Below are 22,513 nucleotides of genomic sequence, written 5' to 3' on the forward strand. Positions count from 1 at the left end.
TCCTCAAAAAGCGTCCTCACCTGAATTTCAGCAAGAAACTTCTCTTTCCCAGGATTAGACTCAATCAGATAGTGAACTGATCTATATCCAGCGCGAGTTCGCTTGATAGCGCACCCCCGGGCCTCAAGCTGCGCAATGAATTCGGCATCATCTCCATCCCGAACCTTGGCTTCGGCTTGTTCCGCGAGCGTCCATTGCCTGGCAATAAAATCATGAATAGGAATCCAATCAGCCTTAAACAAGTGAAGGACCCTAATCCCAATGAGATCGGTCACATGCTCACGATAGTTCTCTACCGAGATGGATTTTTCAGGACTCTCAATTGACTTCCTGATGATTTTCTCAATCAGATGCTCGGGGTCTTTGAGCCTGGCCTTAATTGAATGCACTCCCTCTGCCGAACCCAACTGCTCTCTTACGTAGTTCAGCGTCGGCAGCAAACTCTGCATTTTACGCACATAGTCGGCATGTATTTTCTCCAATTTCGGCCATTCAACCCCGCTCTTTTTGAAGTTATCAATCGAAATATTGAACTTCTCCAAAAACGACTTCTGAACCAGCAATCCATTAATACTCAAAGGCACCTGTTTCTCCGTCTGTTGCATTGTTGTTGTGCTTGTTAAAAGCGCTGGGCTCAGCGCCCGACGATAAGCCCTCAGCTACTGCCAAGCCACAATAGCCCACTGCGAGGTCGGAAATGACCTACTTGGATAAATTCCCGATGCACTCGCGTTGGCAGGCATCCGCAACTTCAACAACCAGCCCATCGCACATTCAGGAATTCTAATGCCCGCAGGTCACAACTGCCCCCATTGAGTTGGCGAGGACATCAGTTGACGTCCGCCACCAATGGGAGCAACGGGACATGAGCAACGCAGCACTTTCGCGAATCGTCAGTGCGCAGGCGGCACTTGGCGCACAGTACCTCAAGGCAGGCCGATACCGACTGGAAGTGCAGTCCATCCGCACCAAGGACGGCTTCAAGGGCCTGTCCGCCATCGCGGAGCTGAAGGTGGTGTCCTCTGAGCGGACGCAACCCGCCAGCGAGCCCAGCCGCATCGGAATGGTGGCCTCCTACGTGGAGAACCTCTCCGACGCGAAGAAGAACGGTGGCGGGCGCTTCAAGGCCTTCGTCATGGCCCTGGCCGGCGCCGAGGAGCAGGAGCTGTCCTTGGAGCAGCTCGCCAAGTTCACGGGCGACAAGCAGGCCGGGGCCTTCCTCTTCATCGACTGCGAGGTCTTCCCCAAGACGCTGCCCGAGAAGGACGGCAAGCCCGGGAAGGTCATCGAGGGTTACCGCTGGAGCACCGTCAGCCCCACGGACGACGAGCTGGCGGCCATCGAAGCGAAGCGCGCCGAGGCGAAGCTGCCGGCCCTCGCCGCCGCCCTGGCCTGAGCAGCCCCCCTCCCCCAACAGTGCTGAGTACCTGGCGCGCCTCCCTTGCCGCCACGACTGGCCCACGACACGGGCCTCTTCGTGTTGTGCCCACCTCCCTCTTCAGCTTCGACACCGAGACGCACCTGATTCAACCCGGCCTCCTCGCTCCGCCGCTTGTCTGCGCCTCCATCGCGCACTCGGAACCGGGTAGCGAGCGCCTCCTCTCCGCAGCTCAGGCACGGGGCTGGTTCCGGGAAACCCTCTCCTCCCCAGGCATCCACATCACGGGCGCAAACCTCGCCTACGACCTGGGCGTCATGTGCGCGGACGACGCGCGGCTCGTGGATACCGTCTTCGATGCGGCGGAGGCCGGCCGCCTGCACGACGTCGCCATCCGAGAGGCGCTCATCGACATCGCGCGAGGGCTGCACGGCGTGGACCCGGAGACAGGCCGCCAGCTGGGGGACGACGAGGGCGCCCGCTATCCGCTCTCCCTCCTGGTGAAGCGCCATCTGGGCCTCGACATCAGCGCGGAGAAGAAGGCCCCGGACGCATGGCGCTTGCGGTACGCGGAACTCGACGGAGTGCCCCTGGAGCAGTGGCCTGCCGCCGCCGTGGCCTACCCGAAGCGGGACGCCCGATTCACCCTGGATGTCCACCTTGCCCAGGAGCGAGTCGCGGCCATCGTCCCCAACGGCGGCAACCTCCACGCAGAAGGCGACCAGGTCCGCGCCGCGCTGGCGCTGCACTTCGCATCCATCTGGGGGCTGCGTACCCACGGCGGGCGTGTTGCTGAGCTGCGGCAGCGCGTTGAGGCGGAGTGGAGTGCCAACCGCGCCCGATTCCTCGCGGCAGGCATCTTCCGGCCCGACGGCTCCAAGGATGCCAAGCGCCTCTCCAGCCTCGTCTCCGCTGCCTATAACGGTACGCCGCCCGTCACCTCTCCCTCGGAGCGCTTCCCGGACGGCCAGGTGGCTACCGATAGGGACACGCTCATCGATTCGGGCGATCCGCTGCTGGAGGAGCTGGGCAAGGCCGGCAAGGTGGACAAATACCGCTCCACCTACCTGGGCAAGCTGGAAGCCGGCGTCGCAGTGCCCCTCAACCCGCGCTTCAACGTCCTTGTCTCCACGACGCGCGTCTCCAGCGACTACCAGCAGCTCCCCCAGAAAGGCGGCGTCCGTGAGTGCCACGAGGCCCGTCCCGGCTTCGTCTACTGCTCCGTGGACTACGCAGGCCTGGAGCTGCGCACGATGGCCCAGCGGGCCATCTGGGACGTGGGCTGGTCGCGCATGGCGGAGGCGCTGCTGGCCAAGGAAGACGTCCACACGTCCGCCGCAGCGACATTTCTGGGAGAGAGCTACGCCGCCCTGCTGCCGCGTGTGAAGGCGAAGGACGCCACGGCCACGTCCTTCCGTGCGCTCGCCAAGGTCTTCAACTTCGGCAAGGGCGGCGGCATGGGCGCGGGCGCCATGGCCTACCACGCGCGGGCGAAGGACGACGTCCGCTTCTGCCTGTTGGCCAAGGTGGCGCAGACGTGCGGCGTCGAGCGTGTGCCGGTGCGCGTCCAGGGCAAGGTGAAGATGGTCTGCGCCGCGTGCGTGGAAGTTTCCCAGCGCTACGGCGACCGGTGGCTGGACGCGTGGCCTGAGCAGCGGGAGCTGTTCGCCCGCGCCAGCCGTCTCACCTACGGCGGGCAGTTCGTGGACGTGCTCATTCCCGGGGCCAACATCCTCCGGGGCGGGTGCGGCTACACTCAGTGGCTCAACACGCCGTTTCAAGCGCTCGGCGCCGTGGGGGCGAAGCTGGCCACCTGGCGCGTCGCCCGCGAGATGTACACGGCCCGGCGCTCTCCTCTCTGGGGCTCGCGGCTCGTCCTCATGGTGCACGACGAGTTGGTGGCGGAGCTGCGCGCGGACTGCCCCAACCGGCTGCACGACGCCGCCGAGCGCATGGCGCACCTCATGAGGCAGGCCATGCGAGAGACGGCCCCAGACCTCGCCGATGCCATCGAGGCGGAGCCCGCCCTGTCGCGCGTGCTCTCGAAGGACGCCGCAACCGTGCGCGACGCTGCAGGGAGGCTTCTGGTGTGGGAGCCAGAGGCAAGGGTCGCAGAGTAAAGCGCCTGTGCCCTGCCCCCATTCCAGTGTGGTGAAGACCGAACTCCTCACGGAACGAATCGCATTGTTTCAGGGTGACGCCGCACACGTCGCCCAGGTGCTGGCCCCAGACAGCATCGACGCCATTGTCACGGATCCACCAGCCGGCATCGGGCTCATGGACAAGGAATGGGACAGCGACCGAGGAGGCCGCTCCCAGTGGGTGTCCTGGCTCGCGGGTGTCATGCGGGAAGCCTTCCGCGTCCTCAAACCCGGAGGGCATGCCCTCGTTTGGGCACTGCCGCGCACGTCGCACTGGACAGCAACCGCGCTTGAGGACGCGGGCTTCGAGGTGCGCGACATTCTCATGCACCTCTTCGGCACGGGCCTGCCGAAGTCGCTCGACGTTGCCAAGGCCATCGACAAGCAGAAGGACAACCGCGCCGAGGTGCTCGTCGTCACCCGCTGGATTGCGGAGATGCGGGACAAGGCAGGGCTGACGAACGCGCAAATCGATGCGGCGTTCGGCATGAACGGGATGGCCGGTCACTGGACGAGCCAAGCCGCGCAGCCCTACGTGCCGCACGAGCAATACTGGCCGGCGCTCCTCAAGCTTCTCGGCGTCGCCGAGGTGCCAGAGCCCATCCGCTCAATCACGGAGCGCATCATCGAGCAGAAGGGGAAGCCGGGCCCCAACTGGTTCCAGCGGGCCGTCACGGGTCACCACGAGAACGCGGCAGGCGGCCAGCGCTGGCGCGCCAGAAACGGCCTCAACGCGAACTTGGCGCCCAAGGAGCGCCGCGACGAGCCCGCCACGGAGGCCGCGCGTCAGTGGCAGGGATGGGGCACCGCCCTCAAGCCCGCTGCGGAGCACTGGATTCTCGCGCGCAAGCCCCTCACCAGCACCGTGGCCGCGAACGTCCTGAGCCATGGCACCGGAGCCCTCAACATCGCGGCATGCCGCGTCTCCGGTGAGGGGAAGGAGCGTTGGCCGGCCCACGTCACGTTTGACGAGGAGGCTGCGGGGCACCTGTCCGACGAAGTGCCGCGCTTCTTCTACGTGGCCAAGCCCTCACGCACGGAACGGCGCGCAGGCGCCGGGCGCAACACCCATCCCACCGTGAAGTCAATCGCGCTCATGCGGTGGCTGTGCCGGCTGGTGACGCCTCCTAGCGGCGTGGTGCTCGACCTCTTCGCGGGTAGCGGCACGACGGGCGTCGCGGCACTGGCCGAGGGCTTCGAGTTCGTCGGCATCGAGAGGGAGCCTGAGTACCTCGCGCTCGCGAAGGCGCGCCTTGAACACGCCCTGCAGCAGGGTTGCGATGAGGCGACGCCATGAGGCTCGTCTCCATCGACCCTGGGCTTCGGCACTGCGGCGTGGCTCTCTTCGACGTCCCATCCGCCTCTCTTCTCGGCGCTGGGCTGCCGAAGAACCCCGAGCCCGCCCACGGGGCGCTGGCCCTGGCCTCCTGGGCGTCCATGGCTGGCGCGGTGCAGACATGGCTGCGCCCACGCGTTCTGGACGAGCCCTTCCAACTCATCATCGAGCTGCCCCGCGTCTACGCCGCCGCGCACCAGCGAGGCGACCAGAACGACCTCATCCTGCTTGCCGGCGTCGTCGGCACGCTCGGGGGCGCACTGGCACCCGTCACGGAGCGCCGGAGCGTCTTCCCGCGCGACTGGAAAGGCACCCTCGACGCAGACGCGTTCATCGAGCGCATCAAACAGCGCCTGGACTCCGCCGAGCACCTTCGCGTCGAGCTGCCAGCCGCGCAGGACCTCCACCACAACGTCTGGGACGCCATCGGCATCGGGCTGCACGCGCTCGGCCGCCTTGCGCCTCGCCGCGTCTTTCCGAGGTGAACATGGCCACGCAACCGACCGGTCCCGGACTCGATGGCCCCGCCGTAACCGTGGAGCGCGCGGCGGAGTTGCTCCAATGCAAGCGCACTCGGGTCTTCGAGCTACTCGCAGAGGGGCGCCTGAATCGCGCTCCCAAGTTCGGGCGAAAAACCACGGTTCGCCTCGACTCCGTCCTCGCGTGCCTTGAAGCCCCCCGGGCAACTCCAAGGGGTGGCACTCGGGGCCCTCGCAGGCAGGCTCAGGCCACCGACTTCTCGTTGGACGCGTTCAAGTCCGCCGTGCGCAAGGCAATGGACGGGTCCTCGTGATGAACGAGCTTGAGCGGAAGCGCAATCATCGGAGGGACCTGGACGCTCTTGTAGAACGTCCGCGTCGTCTTGGTGCTCCTGTGCCCCATGACAGCAGCAACTTCCTCAACGGGAAGCCCCTGCTTTGTGGGCCGCACCAGGACACCGTACTCGGAAGCCCAGTTCGAAAAGCTGTGGCGTAGTTCTCCGGGCTCGATGACCCGGATCTTCTCTTTCTCCTCGTCGGACTCGCACTTCTCACGGAGACGATTCGCTGCTCGCTTGAGCATCACGAGAGCGGGCGCGCGGGTAAGCGGCTTCTTCCGGGCCTGGAGCCTTATGGCGGCTGCGAAGGTCTGCGCGTCGAGGCTGATGACGTGGTGATCCCCTCGCTTGTGGAAGAAGGTGACAGTGCCCTTAATGCCACACGGGTCGTCCACCTCCTTCAGGAGGGCCTCCCCCCTCGCCACACGGGCAATCTCGGAGTCGTGCATCGCGGCCTTTGCCCGCATGCAGATTGTGTCGCGAAGGAGCTGACTCGGAATCTCGCCATAGACGGCCTCCACCTCCTTCATGGTGTATCCCTTGGCCCGAACGCTCTTCTCAGGCTTCGCCTGGGGCACCATCAGGTCCAATGTGGGGTCGTTGCTCCGATGCAGCTTCCCGTCCTGGCGCAACCACTTCGTGAACGCCTTCAGGGCAACGATCCGGTGATGCTCAGCGGTCTTCCATCCTTTGAGGAGCTTCCGCAGCTCCGCGAGCGTCACCTCCCGCAGGTCACGGCCAGCGAGCGCGGCCCCCCAGTGGGCTAGGTAGTTCCCAAGGATGTGCTCGACGTATTCCTCCGTGAGCCCCTCTTTCCGCGCATGGGTGAGGAAATCTCTCTGGACGTCCGGAGTCAGTACCACGGCCTCGGATGCAGCCCGCACAGCTGCCTCAGCTGCGCTCAGGGCAGCTTGCTTGCGCGTCTTGTAGGCCAGTGGATCCCTCTCGAAGAGGGCAAGCTCCGCAAGGGCTTCACGCTCACTGGCGACACTGAGGGTGAGAACCCGGCGTACCCCCGCGATGCGGCGCTCAATCACCCACACGCGGCGCCCGTCCACCTCACGAACGCGTCCACCATCCCACTTGCCGACCCACTTGGCGCCCATTCGTCCTCCATGGCGTTACCCTGACGTTACCGAGGCATATACCACCCCTATCTTCACTCCTGAAGCAATAGTCCTTTCAAGCCGGTAACACGGGTTCGAATCCCGTCGGGGACACTGAAGGACCGAGGCCGGAAGCCGCTGAGACCCAGCGGTTTCCGGCCTCGGTGTTTTCAGGCTCCTCTGCGGATTGAGCGCGGAGGCCGTCAATGCGTGTCGCCCGGCACGTACTCCCACCAGCGCTTGAGCGTCAGGGCTCGCCGGGTGTTGGTGGCGCAGTGCACCTCACCCCCCTTGTTGTGGTACGCGCTCCAGTCGTCGATGAAGCGCGCGGTAAGCCCGTTCCGGCGGAACAGGGTCCGGACGTAGACCTCGAACAGGTCGAACGTGCCGTTCATCGGCACGTCCGTCGCTTCGATTTTGTACTTCCCCAGAAGCTTCGCGTAGGGCCCTTGCAGGCGCTGAGCGCCATCCAGCATGGGGCCAAACGGCTTCGCCATGACGCAGGTCTGCCCCAGCACGAGCATGTTCACCATGTTCGCGAACACGGTCGTCGCCCCCTTCATCCGCCCCTGCCGGTAGAGCATGGGCAGATAGAGGATCCGCTCCTCGGTCAGACCGATTTCGCTCTTCAATTGCTCCACCAGCCCATGGATGCCCTTGGCAGCGGTCTCGTTGAAGCGCAGCGTCGCCTTGAGCGTCGGCGCTTCGGAGATGCCTCCTGAGAAGCCGTGCATCGCCCCCTCGCCCATCATGAATCCTGGTGGGGCCCCTGTCCGGCCCGGAAAGGGCATTCCGCCCATGGGACGCATGGAGGACACCCCGGTCATGCGCGGCGGCGGGCCCGAGAATAATGAAGACATCCCGTGCGGCCTCCGCGCCGGAGCCCCCCCGCCTTCCGCCCCCTCGAAGAACGCCTTGACGGTGGTGTTGACGGGCTCATCGAAGCCCTCCCCCTCCACGCCCTGGATGCTCCGCCCCTCCAGCATCACGGATTGCGGCGCGACCTCCATCACGCCTTGAAGCATGTCCAGCGCCAGCTCAGGGCTGGGCAGACACAAGAGCCAGCCCCCATCCTCCGCGGGCACGAACGAGAGGAGCTCGTCCGCGTGCCCCACGTCCAGCCAACTGGTGTCGATGACGATGGGGGCCTGCACCCGCTGGGCCGCGAGGAACGCGCGGATGTTCGGGTCGAGCTGGCGGCGCTCGTTGCGCACGTCCGTGCCGTAATAGATGCGTCCCCAAGGGTAGACCCGCCCCCGTGCGTCCCTCACTGGAGGCGTCACCTCCAGGTTGCCCAGCTTGTTCATGTCGCTGTCGGACGCGGAATGGCTGATTTGCCGGTGGTGGAAGTCGAAGTAGCCCATCCCGACGCCACGACCCTGCGTCTTGAAATACTGGATCATCCCACTCCTTCGCGTCGCGCCGAGCATCGCGTGCATTCCGCGCCGGGGAAGGTTGGAGGAACCGATCTCCAGGCTGTCCTGCCCCCAGCGATCCCCGAGGACGGTGGGAATCTCCTCCAGCGGCAGCCCTACCCCCTCCAGGATGACCTTCAGGTCCGAGCGGAAGGTGGTGTTGTTCTGGCCGGAGAGCTGGATGACATAGACGGCTTCGGGGGCCTCCAGGTGATGCTGCATCATCCAGGGCGCCACCCGCACACGCGCGCGCTGCACCACGGTGCCCTCGGGGGAGGTCGTCGTCAGCAGCAAGACGATGTCCTCTTCCTTCAACGACTCGTCGAAGCGCACGGCCTCCATCCCCAGTCGGAGCACGGCGTTCTGGAGGTCGAGCACGCACGACGCGCCGGCGCTCGGACCGATGAGGGCCCGGGCCCCCCGGGTGCGTCCGTTGAAGATGCGCAAGCGGTTCTTGTCGCCCGGCTTCTCCAGGGACAGCGTGCACGTCACCTCCGCGCGGTAGCGGGTCTGCCTGCGGACCTCCAGGGGGGCGATCTCCTGCTCATCGTCCCCGCCGTTGATGACGTCATCCGCGTTGTCCGCGACCCGTGGGTTGCCGTTGTCCGCGTCCAGGTTGCACAGGACGATGGCGCCCTTCTTCCCTTCCCCCGGCCCCCAGTCCCAGCGGTCGAGCCCCGCCGAGGTCAACGTGCCGTCGCGGTCCGCGTCGAGGAACAGGGTCGCGTACACGAGCGCCTCAACGCCCAGCACCACCGTCGTCTCCCGGGAGAGCGGCTCCTTCAACCGGTGCGTCGCCACGGCCCCCGAGCGCAAGCGGTACTCCAGCGTGGCCGTCGGAGTGGCGTACTCGAAGACCGCCTCGCCCTGGTCGTTCGTGCGCAGCGTCAGGCCTGTCTCCACGAAGCGGACCGCCTCGTTGGCGACGGGCTCATATTGCTCGTCAATCAGTTGAACGGTGACTCGCCGGGACATCGGCTCTCCTGGAGACGGGACCGCGCGGAGTTGGGCGACCGGGCCCGACGCTATGGGCCGTGGAGGGATTCCCACAATCCGGCTACACCTTCCAGGCTCCGCGACATCCCTCCTCGAGGCTGCGCATGCTGATTCCAGACCCCGATGCCGACGTGACCCATGACACCACGGACCTCGACGGCTTCAGCACGTGGGTGGACACGCTCGTCGCCCAGCGCAAGACGAGCGACCTGAAGGTCATTTCCGCGATGTTCCTGGAGAAGGCGGTCGCCGCGAAGCGGCCCGCCTTCGACGTCGTCATCGCCGCGAGCAAGGTCCGCTGCGCCCTGGACAAGCTGGAGCCCAACGCCTCCGCCGAAGGCTCCTCCGCGGTCTTCAAGCTGCCGCGCGACCGCTGGTGGAAGCTCTTCATCGAGGGCCGCCACCACGGCAGCAGCAATACACACCAGGCGATGATCTTCGACCGGCAACAGTCCCCGGGCTTCTACAACGCCATGACCAAGGCCTTCACCGCCTGGCTCAAGCACCCGGCCGCGCCCGATGACCGGGTGGACTTCGACCGCTACCACGAGATGCACGCCGCCGTGACCAGGGGTGTGCTCAAGCTCAACGACGTGGTGTCCGAACGCGCCCGCCAGCGCTTCGTCCCCGTGCCGCACGAGCTCAGCCACTACACGAACTTCCCCATCGACGTGCAGGGCCACGAGGTGGACTGGGAGAGCCTGCTGGAGCTGAGCAACGATGGCGACATCGGGACCTTCAAGACCATCATGAAGGACCTGGGCGCGCCCCGCGACGTGCTGGAGCACTGGGTAGAGCGAGACTGGGCCACCAGCCTGCTCACACGCAGCCGGGGCAGCCAGTTGCTCTGGGGCACCGCCTACGAACCCCGGGAGGCGAAGGGCAAGGTCAACGCCCTCTTCGCGCGCTACTACCTGGAGCGGGACCAGGCCGCGCAGCAGAGCGCCAAGGAGGCGAAGCAGGAGCTGAAGCTGCGTGCCATCGTGCGCGTCATCCGAGCGCTCCACGTGGGCCACTTCTACGCGGACGCCAACGGCCGCCTCAACACCATGCTGCTCCTCAACTACCTGCTCCTCCAGGAGGGCTTCTCGCCCGTCATCCTCTTCGACACCGCCATCTTCGGAGGCGCCCTGCGGATGTATGATCTGGTGGACGCCGTGCGCGAAGGCATGAAGGCCTTCGAGGAGGAGCTGGAGGATTCGAAGCGGCCCCCCCGTCCCCTCCACGCGGCCTTGCGGGTCAAGCGGTGCGCCATTTGCGACCACCCCGCCAGTCGCACCGTCACCTGTCGCAAGTGCCGAGGCATCGCAGCCCACATCTGCGACGGCAAGATGTGCCAGCCCTCCCTCTGGGCGCTGGCCCCCCATGAGCCCAGGAGTGTCGTCCCCCTGCTCAATCAGTTGTGCGAGGCGTGTGGCTGACGCCTGTCGACTTTCACAGCGCCCCCGACGGTCAGCAACATCTGCCCGTTCCAGAAACCGGCGCGCCCAAGGCGTCGAACCTGGATGTCATTGAACACCTACGACCTGGACTTCTGGACCGGGACAGGGCCTGGACGCGTGAGAGGGGGAGGCCGTGTCTCGGTATTCGCCAGCCGCTCGAGAGGGCGCAGGAGCGACATGACGCCATGGCCCAACACGGGCAAGGCCACGGTGGGCTGGAGTACCGCCTCCAGCCCCGCGTGCAGGTGCAGGATCCGGTAGAACTGGCGATGGACGTGTGCGTCGGTCGACGTGCGCTCCATCAGCCGCAGGAGGTACCAGTGCAGCAAGCCCAGCCCGAAGGGCCGCTTCCCCACGGCCTGCGGATACAGCAGGTCCATGCCCGTGCCCAACAGCCACGGGAGCCGGATGACTTCAGGCAGCCGCTCGCGGAAGCGCTGCGCCAGGCCCGAGAGCTCGCCTCGTTCGGCCTGCTCGCGAAGGCAGGTGTCCAGCAGCTCGGCGCCAAGCCCCGCCACCGACATGCCTTGCCCGTAGAGGGGGTTGAAGGCACACGCGGCGTCTCCCAGGATGGCCAGCCCCTCGGGAAAGCGGGGCAGCTTCTCGTAGTGCCGCCACCGGCAGTCCTTCACCTTGTGCTGGGAGATGGGCCCTATCGGCGTGGCCTCTTTCAGATAGTTGTACAGGTCCGGACGCGTCAGTGAGCGCGCGTACTCGAGGAACCCCTGGTACTCGGTGGGCGCGTGCTCCCCGAAGTAGCCATTGAGGGTGACGAGCCACCGGCCTCCCTCGACGTGTGAGATGAAACCCGCGCGCCAGGCCTTGGGAGGACTTGGATAGAGGAAGAGCGCCTTCCATTCCTTCTGGAAGTGGGGCGGCGGCTCATGCAGGCACGTCGTGTAGGAAAGGTCCACGATGACCTGCTCTTCCTCCGGGCGCGCGTAGCCGATGGCGTCCAACCACTGAGGCATCCGCGAGCCCCGGCCACTGGCATCCACGACGAGGTCCGCCTCCCACGACTCCTCGCCCTGGGGTGTCTTGACCCGGACGCCCGTGATGCGCCCCGTGCCCTTCTCGTCGCGGATGAGCCCTTCGATGGAGCAGCCCTCGCGCACCGCGACGTTGGGCCGCGCCTTCACCCGGCGCAGGACGTTCCACTCGAGCAGGGGCCGGGTGCACAGCAGCCCGGGGATGCCGCTGGTGCGGCGCAGCTTCCACACCCCGAAGTGGTGCCAGGCGAGGTCTCCACTCGAGTCGATGAGCTCGGCGCCCTGGACCTGGAGTTGCTCGAACAGGTCCGGAAAGTACTTGTCGAGGATGCGCCGGCCCGTGTCCAACAGCACGTGGATGTGCGGCCCTTGCGGAACACCTTTGCGCGCGGCGGGCCCCTCCCCCCGGACATCCCGCTCCACCAGCGTCACCTTGTCGAAGTGGTCCGCGAGCACCCGCGCGCTCAGGAGCCCCGCCATGCTGCCGCCGATGACCACGGCGCTTCCGAATCTGCGTCCAGGGGTTTCCAAGTCCCAAGCCTCCAAGGATTCATGTCGTGGCGCTGCGGCTCAGAGGGGTCCGCCTTCCCCAGAGCCGCTCGCCCCCGCCGGGGAGATTGCACCTCACCGGTCTGACATGCCCTCTCGGACCCGGGGCTCGAAAGCTTCACCGCCAGCCTGGAGGAGTCCAAGGCGAAGATGCTGGAGGGACTGGACAGTCTGGAGCGGGAGATCCAGGGAGACCCGTCGCGCGACCGGGTGGGCTCGTCCCTGTCGATCGCGGACCTCGCGGCGACGTCGCTCTCGGCCCGTTGGTAGCGACCGCGGGCTTGCCGGAGAGCCGAGTGGTAACCCCTGTCCCTCCTTCTGTGAAGCGGCGCCCCGGGTCAAGCACCTGCATTGGTTCGTCCTCGTCGTCTTGCGGAGCATAGGAAGGACAGGAGCCCTGTTGTGCGTAGCGGGCGGGAGCAGAGCGGGAAGTGATGGACGCTGACGGGGAGCCCATGAGCCGCACGTTGAGACTCCCCTCGCGATCTGGGGCGGCCCTCGCGCAGGGGCCAGGTGCGCACTCACCGTGGGAAATCCCAGGTGCTCCACAATCGCTCTCACCCCTCATTCTCCCTTCACGTACACCAACACCCTCAAGCCTGCCTCTACACCTCAAGCACGCGAACACATCCAGGGCGGACGTCCTTTTCAGCGGCCCGGCCCAGTCCAAACGGGGGTGCGCTCCCTCCTCAGCGCCTCCACCCTCGCAGCCTAGGCTGGGCTCTCCTCCTTCAGCCCCGGCTCCCCCCCGCTCGAGGGAGCAAGTGACGGTCGAGCGCAAGCGCATCAGAACTCCGCGACGAACGCCAGCTCGCAGACCCGCTCGCGAGCCGCTTCGACCGTCCTCTACGCAGAGACCATCTCTAGCATCGGTCTTGTGCGTCCCGGTGGGTCGCGGCTGACGCAGTCGTTCTTCGGGCTGCGAAAACGGCGACTGCTTCCGTCGTCCTGCGGGCAGGGCTCCACGGCCAGCTTTGGTGGATACGCGTGCCGCTGTGTCCCCATGCGTAAGGGGGCTACGTGGGGAGATTCACTTGTTGGAGACGAGGCCCGCACTAACCCCGTACAGGGTGCTTGCGTGCCTCGTGCCGGGATACCCTGCCGCCTCCGACACCATGAAGATTCGCGACATCCTCGAAGAGCTTTCCGGTGATGCCCTTAAGCGCCTGTGTGACGTGCGTGGGCTGTCCTATGGCCGCCGCCTCCACGACAGGCTTTCGAACCTGTCGCGCTCGTACCAGGGGCGCATTGAGGACTTGCTCCTCGACCTGCGGCGCGAGGACCTAATCTGCGTGCTCGACGTGGAATGGTTCTGCGAGCACCACCGGCCGGGCGCGAGCTTCCGCTACACCAACCTGAGCCGTGGAAGTCGGGAGCAGCTTGAGGAACTTGGCCGCCGCCACTTCATCAAGGGGTGGGAGCCTAAGCGCGAGGGCGAGCGTCCCATGCGCTCCGCCCCGTTTGAGACGTGCTTCCTGGAGGTGGAGGACGAGGAGGACCCTCAGGAGGAGAACCCGCCTTCAGGTGTGCCCGAAGCGGCACTCACCGAGGAGGAGTACCTTGGCGGCGATGCCTACCGCACCGAAGCCCACCACCGGCAGTTCTGGCAGGAGGTGTGCTACGACGCGGCGCGCGTCCATCCGCCACGTCCTTACCAGGCGGACGCGACGGCAGCGGCCCTCGCCGGACTCAACCCCGAGCAGCCCAAACTCCTGCACGTGGCAACAGGGGGAGGGAAGACCTTTATCGCGAACAACGTGGTGGTGCAGCACCTGACGCGCACCGAGGGCTGGGTGCTGTGGGTGACGAAGGACTGGCGCTTACTCTACCAGGCGGCCGGAGACATCGCCCGCCGCAATGAGGGCTACGCCCACCGCCTGTGCCGGATGGGCGGTGACCAGTCGTTGCTCTACCCATTGCCCACAGGGCACGACCCGGGCACGGTCGTCTACACCACGCTGCACAGCCTGCGCTCACGGATCCCGGAGCTCAAGCGCATGCGCGAGCGGCCCTCGCTCATCGTCTGGGACGAGTGCCACTGGGCAGAGGCGGGGGCCTTGGGCCGCACCCTCCTGAAATGGGCCCATGGACACTCGCCCGTCCTGGGACTGACGGCGACGCCTCGGGTCGAGGACGAAAGTCACTTCGAATCCGTCTTCCGGATGGACTTCGCGACGTTGGTGCAGAAGGGCGTCCTTGCGGCCCCCGAGCCCCATGAACCGCTGCGCACGGGCGTCACCTGGAACGCGCGGCGTGCCGCCGCGCACCTGGACTTCACAGGTGACTCGCTGCGCACACTCGCCTCCCATCGCAAGCGCAATAACTTCATCGTCGAGCACTACGTGCAGCACCAAGCGCGCTACGGCAAGACGATGCTCTTCGCCTGCACCATTGAGCACGCCAACACACTTGCCACCATGCTCGTGGGCCGCGGCGTGCCGGCCAGGCCTGTCCACAGCCACCTGGACGGACGGTTAAACGACGAGTCCCTGGCGCGCTTCCGTCGTGGCGAGGTGCAGGTGCTCACCAATGTCGCCATGCTCACCCATGGGGTGGATGTGCCGGATGCACGCTCCGTTTTCCTTTGCCGACCGACGCTCAGCGACATCCTCTACGCACAGATGATTGGCCGTGCGTCACGTCGCGACGCAGGCAGCGGGAAGGACACGTTCCACATCGTGGAGTTCGTGGATTTGTCCGAGTTCCGCGAGCAGTTGGTGACGGCGAAGCACTACTTCTCCGGTGCCTCCTTCGGGCGCACCGCCACGACTCGAACAGCGCCCGCCTCGACCAGGCCCGCCTCTGCGCGGGTGCCGCGCCTTACTTTCGATCCGACAGGCGCCCCCACTTGGATTCCGGACACGCCCGACGTGCCCACCTTCATGCGAGGCCTCTGGTATCGGCAGAACCAGAGCTTCGGCCTCGAATTCGAGTTCACCTCAGACGACTTCAGCGAGGACATGGGAACGCGCAAGTGGAAGCAGGTGGCTGAGCCGTTGCGTGAGCGCCTCACGGCAGCGCTTCCCCCTGGGGCCGTCGCAGACGCTGTCCTCCCCGAGTACCTAGGCAGCGCGCAGAAGGACCATCACCGGTGGAACGTCGAGCGCGACAATAGCTGCGGCTGGGAGGTGACGAGCCGCGTCCTTGCCAACGAGGCGGGTTTCCGGGAGGTGGCGACCGCCTGCACCGCCATCGCCGAAGCCGCAGAGGATTTGGGCCTCCGGGTGAACTACCGGACCGGCCTCCACGTACACCTCGGCTGGCTCGGCAAGTCGGCCGAGGAGGTGAAGCGCGCGGTGCGGCTCGCCAAGCACTTCGAGCCGGCAGCAGCCACGCTCGTGGGGCCCTCACGCTTGGTGTCCTTCGATGGGCAGCGCTACGATCTCTCCTCGCCCAACCTCTACTGCCAACCGGTGTCCACAGCCTTCCCGGCACGGCGGCTCGCCCGGGCTTCCACAGTGGAGCAACTGCTGGCCCAGGTAGACAACCACGACGCCCGCTACGTCACCTTCAACATCCGACCGCTGAGCGACATCCACACCGTGGAGGTGCGGATGCACAGTGGAACCATGGATGCGGCCAAGGCTCTGCTGTGGCTCAGCCTTTGGATGCAGGTGCTTTGGGCGGCGGCGTCCACCCAAGAGGTGCCCGAGGCGCCAGATGTCGAAGTCATCGCCCCCACGGGCGATATCCTCTCGCTCGCGCGCAGCTACCTGCCAGCGGTGCAGCAGGAGGCCTTCCTCCGGCGATTGGACGCGCGACGCCGTGAGGTCGCGCAGGGATGGGAGCGAGTTCCTGTCTTCGAGGCGTGGCGGGAATTCGCAAGGCGGTGGGTCCCGCCCCTCTAGGATGGCGTTGAAGAAGAACTGCGAGCCGAGGTCCCGGCTCACCGACGTGCCGTGGAGCGCGGGGCGCTGAGCTGCTCGGTGATGGACTGGGAAATGCCCACGTCCACCACGTGCTCCACGCTGTCGATGGGCGCGGGGCTCACGCCGTTCGCGAGCCGGGGGCCGAAGGTGGCCTGCGCGAGGAAGCGGATGGCGTTGGGCTCGGACGGGTCGTCGAGCAACTCGGCGGCCTGCTTCGCCCGGTTGAGGGCCTCGGGTGCGGGTGCCTGGGGTGGGCCAGCCACCGGTGTGCAGGCCGCCGCGCACACGGTCATGGCGAGGATGCTGCGTCAGACCACCCGTGCTCCTCCTGAACGCCGGGGAACGGTGCAGGGAGGGGCACCCCAGGGCAACAGGATTCACCGGGAAAAAGCGCCCAGGGTGCTTTCCCTGCACCCTGGGCCCTCCACCCGTCCGGTCGGGACTACGCCTTCCGGAGCCCCACGACCTCGCCGTAGCCGCCGGGGATGAAGAACTCGTGCGTGTCCATGCCCAGGATGCGCAGCGCGGTCGTCACCGCGTCCGCGGAGCGGGGCACGCGCTTCGAGGCCTGGCCGTTCTCCTCGATGATGTCCACCGGGACACCGAGCCCGCGCGAGGTGTACGAGCCCACCTGCCGGTTCCCCGCCACGTTCCCGCCCGCGAAGCAGACGGACGTGTAGGGGTGGTGATCGTCCGGCAGGTAGTAACTGCCGTCGCTGCTCCGCGAGGCCCAGCTCCGGCCGAACTCGCTCATCACCAGCACGAGCGTGTCGTCGAGCAGCGTCTTGCCGGGCTTGCCGGGCGCGGGCGCGGCCTTGAGCTCGCCGAGGAAGCGCGCGACGTTGTCCATCATCCCGCGGCCGTGCGCGCAACTGTAGCCATGGCCCAGGCCGTTGTGCGTGTCGAAGTCCTGCTGCAGCGAGACGTGCACCGAGGTGCAGAGGTCCGCCTTGAGCAGGCGCAGCGCCAGGTCCATGCGCGCGTCGAGCCCCGTGAGGTGGAAGTTCGCGAGGCCGAAGGTGTACGTGAACGACTGGTTGGACAGGTAGCTCGACAGGTACGCGGGGCGGTTCGAGGTCATCATCTCGATGCCCTTCGTCTTCTCCAGCACGGACACGACGTCCGTCGCGAGCACGCGCGACACCGACGACAGCGAGCCGTGCAGCCCCTCCAGGTAGGTGTCCACCTTCGCCGTCGAGCGGCCCAGGAGCTGCTGGGCGCGAGTCAGCGAGAAGCGCTCGATGTCCGTCGTCTTCAGGGTGCCCCCGGTGGGCTTCCCGCGCGCGTCCAGCTCGGGCGCCTCGGTGCGCGCGTCGAGCCCCGTCCACCATGGGTTGTCCGAGGGCTTCGCCGAGAGCATCGGCTTGAGCGCCTCGATGGACGGCACGCGCAGGGGCGAGGCGTGGGAGGGCAGCCCCATGCCCACCGGCATGCCGCGCTCTCCGGTGACGACGACGAAGGGCAGCGGCCGGCTCTCGCGGTACTTCTGGTACAGGTGGTTCGCGATGACCGAGTGCACGGCGGGCGCCCGGTAGTCCGCGCCGGCGACACCGCACATCGAGGAGATGAACGCGCTCGAGTGGTCGTTGGTGCCCTGGTCGATGCCGTGCAGCACGCTGAGCTGATCCGCCAGCGCGAAGTGCGTGTAGCCGTACATGAGCGGGCTGTAGCTGCCGCGCGCGGCCGGGTCGGCGGGGTTCCACGACTGCCACGTCCGAAGCGGCTTGTAGGAGCCGTTCGGAGGCGCGAGGTTCACCAACTGGCTCGCCTGGAAGAAGACGGGCTCGCCGCTGTGGTTGGAGGGCGTGGGGACGCAGAGTGGGATGTCCGCGTCCTCCATCGGGGTGAAGTAGTACGCCGGCCGGTAGCCGCCGGGGATGTAGAGCACCACGAGGCGCGAGGGGACGTCGACGTCCGCGGCGTGCGCGGTGCTCGAACCGAGGAGCCCCGCGCGCTCGAGGAGCGCGAGCTGTCCCGCGCCGAGGGCCCACTTGAGCAGGGTGCGACGAGAGGTGTTCGGCATGGTGTCCTCGCTCAGTAGGTGATCCACATCGGGTGACGGATGAGCGCCGCGCAGACGCCAATCCAGGCGAGGCGCGTGCTCTGCGCCTCCAGCGGCAGGTAGACCTGCTCGTACAGCGCCTGGGCCTCCGCGTCCGAGGGCGGCTGGCCGAGCATGCGCAGGGAGAGCGAGCGCAGGTTCTTGTGCACCGCGTCCGGGTTGCTCTTGGAGGTGTCGGCGAGCGTCACGTAGCGCAGCACCGCCGGGTTGTTCTTCTTGTCCACGGCGCGCGCGCACCACGCCTGGGACATCTGCACCAGCGTCTGCGCGGCGGACGGACCGAAGCTCACGTCCCGCTTGCGGTACAGGAGCGAATTGCCGCCGCCGAGCGCCTCGAAGCGCTCGACGCTGCGCGAGTCGGAGACGTACTCGCCCGAGATGCCGGGGGCCCAGTCCCCGGGCCAGATGAAGAACTTGCCGCCGTTCGCCACGTACGGCTTGTTGCGCCAGTTGGGGTCGGTGGTGCTGACGAAGTCCTCGAGGGTGAGCCCGAGCTGATCCATCAGGCTGATGATCATCTCCTCGGCGGTGAGCCGGCGGACGCTGAACTCCTCCGCCACGGGGGCCTCCAGTTGCGCGGGCGTGGCCGGCAGGTTCCGGATCCAGTCCTCCACCTGCGCGATGGTCAGCGTGACACGGCCACTGCTGACGAGCTCGTCGTACGGCTGCCCGGGCGGCATCTGCGGATAGCTGCCGGGGGCCACGCCGTTCAGCATCTGGATGAGCATGCTGTTCCCAGGGTCGCCGCGCTTCACGTACTTCTCGTTGTAGACGAGCCCGTTCTCGAAGGCGGTGAGCGAGGCGAAGAAGGGCTTGTTGCCGGTGAGGTGGCAGCCCTGGCACGCGGGCGCGAGCGCGAGGCGGATCTCGTCGTTCCTGCTCACGGCCGCGCAGTTGTCGCCGCCCGGGTCCTCCGGCGAGTCACCAGGAGCGTCCCAGATATTTCCGACGCAGCTCACGGCGAGGAGCGCGACCGCGGCGCCCAGCAGGGTCGAACGCAACGTGTTCATCACAGGCCCCTCCGCAGCTCGGGCTGTTCGAAGAGGTATCGGATGAAGGGTCTCAGCTTCCGGTCGCCCGCGACGAACTCCCGCGCGAGCTTGTCGATGAAGCCCTTCTCCGTGGCCGGGTTCAGGTCGCGGCCGATGAACAGCGAATACATCTTGCGCGCGACGCAGCGGTCGAACTCGCCGGAGCGCACGACGAGCTTCCCGAAGCCGAGCGGGCCCATGGTGCCGTCGCCGTGCTCGCCGAGCAGCGTGTACGTGTCGGGCATCGTGTCGAGCAGCACCGCCTCGGGGTTGGCCTTCACCTGCTCGGGGGTGACGGGCGTGAGGAGGGTGTTGGGGACGAACGCGTTCTTCCAGCGGTAGCCCGGCGAGGTGCCGGTGTACGGGTACTGCCCGGACAGCCACTCCTTCGTGATGCGGTAGCGGCCCACGCCCGGCATGAAGGGCCACGGGACGTAGAAGCTCTGGGTCGGGTTGAAGTCCCAGCGCTTGAAGGAGATGGCCGCGGGGTCGAGCGTCCGGTGGCAGTGCAGGCACGTGCCGCCGGTGCCGGGGTCCACCTCCAGGGGCGGGAAGTGCACGTCCGCGGGCGGTGGCGAGAAGCTCTGGCAGGCGAACATCTCGAGGAAGCGCGCGGCCCGGACGCGCTCGCGCGGGAAGGACGACAGCGAGCCGATCATGGTGAGCACGCCCGCGGTGGGGAGGCCCTCGGGCGCGTCGGTCGTGGTGCGCGGGTCGAAGCGGTAGGTGCGGTCGATGCTGCCGGAGCGCGCCCGGTTCGGGGTGAGCGCGAGGTGGAAGGGCTCCAGGTCCTCGACCACGAACTCGCGCCACGCCTGTGGATCATTCAGCGTGGGGTGCAGCGGGTCGCGCGGCGCGTTGTCCGCGTCGGGACGCCACCACGTGGTGTTCTTGTCCAGCGCGCTGTTGCCCATCTGCCGGCCGAAGCGCACGTACAGCGCGCGCAGCCAGTTGGTGCCGACCGAGTAGTTCCCGAGGATGAGGTCCGAGAGCGGCCGGTCGTGCCACGCGAGGTGCGCGAAGAGGCGCGCGGGCTCCTCGTAGGGGTGCCGGCGCTGCACGCCGAAGTCGTGGTTGCTGTTGCCCTGGAGGCCGGAGAGCGGGCTGCACCACACCAGGTTCGGGCCGCAGCCGCACGCGGGGGGCAGCATGGGGTCGTAGTAGCCGCCGTTCGCGAGGCCGCAGTCGACCGGCTGGCCCTTGCTGTCGGTGACCTGGGTGACGTCGGAGCCGGCCTTGCCGAGCACGGTGACGGTGGTGCCCGGCGCCCACCAGGGCTCCACCTGGTGCACCTCGGGCACGGCGGGGTTGCCGTCGGCGTCCTGGTCCTGGCACTGCCTGGCCGGGTCCTTCGAATCGCCGAACTCGTGCACGGCGTAGTACGCGCCCGGGTGCGCGGTGTTGGCGCCGCACTTGAAGAGGTGGCCGGACATGTCGCCCTGGTAGGCGTCACCCGCCGCGCCGGTGGTATATGCGCCCACCGCGAGCCACTCGTGGCCGAAGTTCACCATCCGCTCGTAGAACTTCGGCGAGGCGAGCGCGGCCTCGAGCGTGGAGCGCAGGATGGATTCCCGCGCCTCGGGCGTGGTCGCGGCCGCCATCGCCTCGTACTGCTCGACGGTGGGCGTCGTCCCCGTGAGACCGAGGACGAGGCGGCGCAAGATCCGCGTGCCGCTCATCTGGTCATTGAGAGGGACGGCGGGGGGAGGTGCTTCGGGGCCACATTGTTGTGCGTGCGCGTCGACTCCGGTGAGCCCGGACGCCGCGAAGAGCACAGCCAGCAGGGCCGCGCGCTTCATGTGCAAGTGCCAGTGCATATGCACGAACAATACACCGGGCGCATGACTCCATGAGACAGGAAGCGCGCTCCGGGCTCAGAGCGGATCCAGCAGTGACACGGTGGACACGCCTGCCGTCCGCTTTGACGACGTCTCCGACGTGCGCTCAGCCATTCGAGCGGGCCTTGCCGAGCGTTCCTCGCAGTCGGTTCTGGATGAGGATGTCCTCACCCACCAGCCCCAGCAGGGCCAGCGTCAGGGCCAGAGGCGTCCGCAGGCCCTGCTCCACCTCGCGCGAAGGGAGGAACGACCGCATCCCTTCGGAGTGGGCTATCTTGGAGATCGCCATCTCCTGGTACACGTTCACGACCTCCTGCTGGACCTGCTCGGCGAAGTGATCCGGATACTGGGACTGGTGATAGGCGATCTGCTGCGCCAGGACTGGATGCTCGATGTTGAGGAGCACCACGCCGTTGGGACACTGGGGGTCTCGTGGCTGCCAGGCCGCGAGGTAGCCCGGATTGTCCATGTCGCTCGCCTTGACGGTGCGACAGTGCGGCAGGCCCCCACCCACCCGGGTGCTCCGCGCAGCGCTGGGCCCTGGTGAGGCGCCCAGGTTCTCCGGCCCGCGAGGGTTCTTCACCGGGGAGGAGGTCGCGGCCCTCGAGCTGCGGGTGGTCGCCGGGGTGCCAGGGAGCGTGAGTTGCCTGCTCCCCTTCTGGAGGGGCTGCACGGACTCAGGCCCCTCCTTGCGCACCGACAGCTTCGTCATCTTCCAGCGCGAACCAAAGCGCTCCAACAGCCGGTTGCGCCAAGCCTCGTCCTCGATGCTCCGGGCATCCCCCAGCCGCGTGTCCGCCAGCGCCTTGCGCACGGGCTCCGGCATCTTGTCGGCGAAGGCATTGGCCCACTCGCTCATGGGCAGCTCGTCGCTCGTGCCCGGGCCTCCTCGGAGCTTCAAGGTGTTGCGGTCCGTGGTCGGGAAGACGCCTGTCTTGGTTTCCTTGTCGAAGGCCCGTGGCTCAAACACGACCCACAGTCGCTGCCGGACGGGCGTGGCGCTGACGCCCAGGGCCCGATAGGGAGAATGGTGTGTCTGATGATTGTACAGCTCGTTCTTGTAGAGCGCCGCGATGAAGCCGTGCTGCGGAGCGTAGCCGTGGATGTTGGGCCGTTCGCCAGACCAGAGGAACCAGTGCGCCCGGGTACCGTCGTCCAGGGGGACGGTCCCGCAGTCCGCCAGACGCCCTCCCTCATGATTCCGGGTGTATTCGATCCAATGCCGAGCGCCCCGGACAGTGCGCCGGACCGTGGCCCGAGGCTCCTTGGGACGGGCCTCCATCGCGCTCCGGGGCCAGTTCTCCTTCATGTCACTCTGAAGGACATCAACCTTGACGTCGACGTCCTTGGGAATCTCCCAGATGCGGTGATTGAGGTACTTCGCCACACCGTGCACGCCCTTCTCGTCCCGGGTCGGGTCGCCCAGCACCGTGTCATCGGTGGGCTCGTTTCCCAGGAGGACGATGAGAGGTAGTCACAGAGGGTGTGGAAACGAGAAAGGCGACGTAACGATCCCCGGTGAGCACCACCGAAACGAGGCCGGG

The 22,513-nt window shown here is 67.0% G+C and carries 15 protein-coding genes; 6 read left to right on the top strand and 9 right to left on the bottom strand.

Annotation, left to right across the window (positions count from 1 at the left end; translation table 11 throughout):
- Positions 1-605: RelA/SpoT domain-containing protein (locus K8556_RS37740; protein WP_223744984.1), on the bottom strand; the 605-nt coding region annotated here is incomplete at its 3' end.
- A gap of 260 nt (positions 606-865) precedes the next feature.
- Here K8556_RS37740 and K8556_RS37745 point away from each other — a divergent pair.
- The 4 genes from K8556_RS37745 (at position 866) to K8556_RS37760 (ending at position 5,340) form a co-directional block, all read left to right on the top strand.
- Positions 866-1,396, top strand: a complete 531-nt coding sequence (locus K8556_RS37745) for a hypothetical protein (RefSeq protein WP_223744985.1) — start codon at positions 866-868, stop codon at positions 1,394-1,396.
- Between the two features lie 86 nt (positions 1,397-1,482).
- Positions 1,483-3,498, top strand: coding sequence for a DNA polymerase (locus K8556_RS37750; protein ID WP_223744986.1), 2,016 nt, complete (start codon positions 1,483-1,485; stop codon positions 3,496-3,498).
- Positions 3,499-3,529: 31 nt separating this feature from the next.
- Positions 3,530-4,816 (top strand): site-specific DNA-methyltransferase, encoded by a 1,287-nt coding sequence (locus K8556_RS37755; RefSeq protein ID WP_223744987.1) that lies wholly within the window; start codon positions 3,530-3,532, stop codon positions 4,814-4,816.
- On the top strand, positions 4,813-5,340 hold the full coding sequence (locus K8556_RS37760; protein ID WP_223744988.1) for a hypothetical protein: 528 nt from the start codon (positions 4,813-4,815) through the stop codon (positions 5,338-5,340). The genes K8556_RS37755 and K8556_RS37760 overlap by 4 nt, the downstream gene beginning before the upstream one ends.
- Before the next feature lie 238 nt (positions 5,341-5,578).
- On the opposite strand, the gene K8556_RS37765 is transcribed toward K8556_RS37760, so the two are convergent.
- Together K8556_RS37765 and K8556_RS37770 are read right to left on the bottom strand one after the other, a co-directional pair.
- The gene (locus K8556_RS37765; RefSeq protein ID WP_223744989.1) at positions 5,579-6,778 is read right to left on the bottom strand and encodes a site-specific integrase; all 1,200 of its coding nucleotides are present in this window, start codon (positions 6,776-6,778) and stop codon (positions 5,579-5,581) included.
- A 203-nt stretch (positions 6,779-6,981) separates the two neighbouring features.
- On the bottom strand, positions 6,982-9,168 hold the full coding sequence (locus tag K8556_RS37770; RefSeq protein ID WP_223744990.1) for a protein-arginine deiminase family protein: 2,187 nt from the start codon (positions 9,166-9,168) through the stop codon (positions 6,982-6,984).
- A 125-nt stretch (positions 9,169-9,293) separates the two neighbouring features.
- On the opposite strand from K8556_RS37770, the gene K8556_RS37775 reads away from it, so the two are divergent.
- The gene (locus K8556_RS37775) at positions 9,294-10,610 is read left to right on the top strand and encodes a hypothetical protein (protein WP_223744991.1); all 1,317 of its coding nucleotides are present in this window, start codon (positions 9,294-9,296) and stop codon (positions 10,608-10,610) included.
- Between the two features lie 98 nt (positions 10,611-10,708).
- Here K8556_RS37775 and K8556_RS37780 read toward each other — a convergent pair whose 3' ends face one another.
- A complete protein-coding gene (locus K8556_RS37780; protein ID WP_223744992.1) occupies positions 10,709-12,151 on the bottom strand; it encodes an NAD(P)/FAD-dependent oxidoreductase in 1,443 nt (480 codons plus the stop codon).
- A 1,133-nt stretch (positions 12,152-13,284) separates the two neighbouring features.
- Between K8556_RS37780 and K8556_RS37785 the strand changes: the two genes are divergently transcribed.
- Positions 13,285-16,017 (top strand): helicase-related protein, encoded by a 2,733-nt coding sequence (locus K8556_RS37785; protein WP_223744993.1) that lies wholly within the window; start codon positions 13,285-13,287, stop codon positions 16,015-16,017.
- Between the two features lie 38 nt (positions 16,018-16,055).
- On the opposite strand, the gene K8556_RS37790 is transcribed toward K8556_RS37785, so the two are convergent.
- From K8556_RS37790 to K8556_RS37810, 5 genes are all read right to left on the bottom strand, one after another.
- Positions 16,056-16,301: a hypothetical protein gene (locus tag K8556_RS37790; RefSeq protein ID WP_223744994.1), complete on the bottom strand. Its 246-nt coding sequence runs from the start codon at positions 16,299-16,301 to the stop codon at positions 16,056-16,058.
- A 179-nt stretch (positions 16,302-16,480) separates the two neighbouring features.
- On the bottom strand, positions 16,481-18,061 hold the full coding sequence (locus K8556_RS37795; protein ID WP_223744995.1) for a DUF1501 domain-containing protein: 1,581 nt from the start codon (positions 18,059-18,061) through the stop codon (positions 16,481-16,483).
- 11 nt (positions 18,062-18,072) lie between these two features.
- The gene (locus K8556_RS37800; RefSeq protein ID WP_223744996.1) at positions 18,073-19,110 is read right to left on the bottom strand and encodes a hypothetical protein; all 1,038 of its coding nucleotides are present in this window, start codon (positions 19,108-19,110) and stop codon (positions 18,073-18,075) included.
- Complete coding sequence (locus K8556_RS37805) at positions 19,110-20,792, bottom strand: hypothetical protein (RefSeq protein WP_223744997.1); 1,683 nt, start codon at positions 20,790-20,792, stop codon at positions 19,110-19,112. The genes K8556_RS37800 and K8556_RS37805 overlap by 1 nt, the downstream gene beginning before the upstream one ends.
- A 283-nt stretch (positions 20,793-21,075) precedes the next feature.
- Positions 21,076-22,398: a hypothetical protein gene (locus K8556_RS37810; RefSeq protein WP_223744998.1), complete on the bottom strand. Its 1,323-nt coding sequence runs from the start codon at positions 22,396-22,398 to the stop codon at positions 21,076-21,078.
- Positions 22,399-22,513 lie beyond the last annotated feature (115 nt).

It is taken from the genome of Corallococcus sp. AS-1-12, from assembly GCF_020036995.1.
In the GTDB taxonomy this organism is placed as follows: Bacteria; Myxococcota; Myxococcia; order Myxococcales; family Myxococcaceae; genus Corallococcus.

Excerpts from the sequence above, each read along its gene's own strand:
- K8556_RS37770 (WP_223744990.1), bottom strand. The coding sequence starts at position 9,168 with ATGTCCCGGCGAGTCACCGTTCAACTGATTGACGAGCAATATGAGCCC.
- K8556_RS37745 (WP_223744985.1), top strand. The coding sequence starts at position 866 with ATGAGCAACGCAGCACTTTCGCGAATCGTCAGTGCGCAGGCGGCACTT.
- K8556_RS37785 (WP_223744993.1), top strand. The coding sequence starts at position 13,285 with ATGAAGATTCGCGACATCCTCGAAGAGCTTTCCGGTGATGCCCTTAAG.
- K8556_RS37765 (WP_223744989.1), bottom strand. The coding sequence starts at position 6,778 with ATGGGCGCCAAGTGGGTCGGCAAGTGGGATGGTGGACGCGTTCGTGAG.
- K8556_RS37775 (WP_223744991.1), top strand. The coding sequence starts at position 9,294 with ATGCTGATTCCAGACCCCGATGCCGACGTGACCCATGACACCACGGAC.
- K8556_RS37800 (WP_223744996.1), bottom strand. The coding sequence starts at position 19,110 with ATGAACACGTTGCGTTCGACCCTGCTGGGCGCCGCGGTCGCGCTCCTC.
- K8556_RS37760 (WP_223744988.1), top strand. The coding sequence starts at position 4,813 with ATGAGGCTCGTCTCCATCGACCCTGGGCTTCGGCACTGCGGCGTGGCT.
- K8556_RS37795 (WP_223744995.1), bottom strand. The coding sequence starts at position 18,061 with ATGCCGAACACCTCTCGTCGCACCCTGCTCAAGTGGGCCCTCGGCGCG.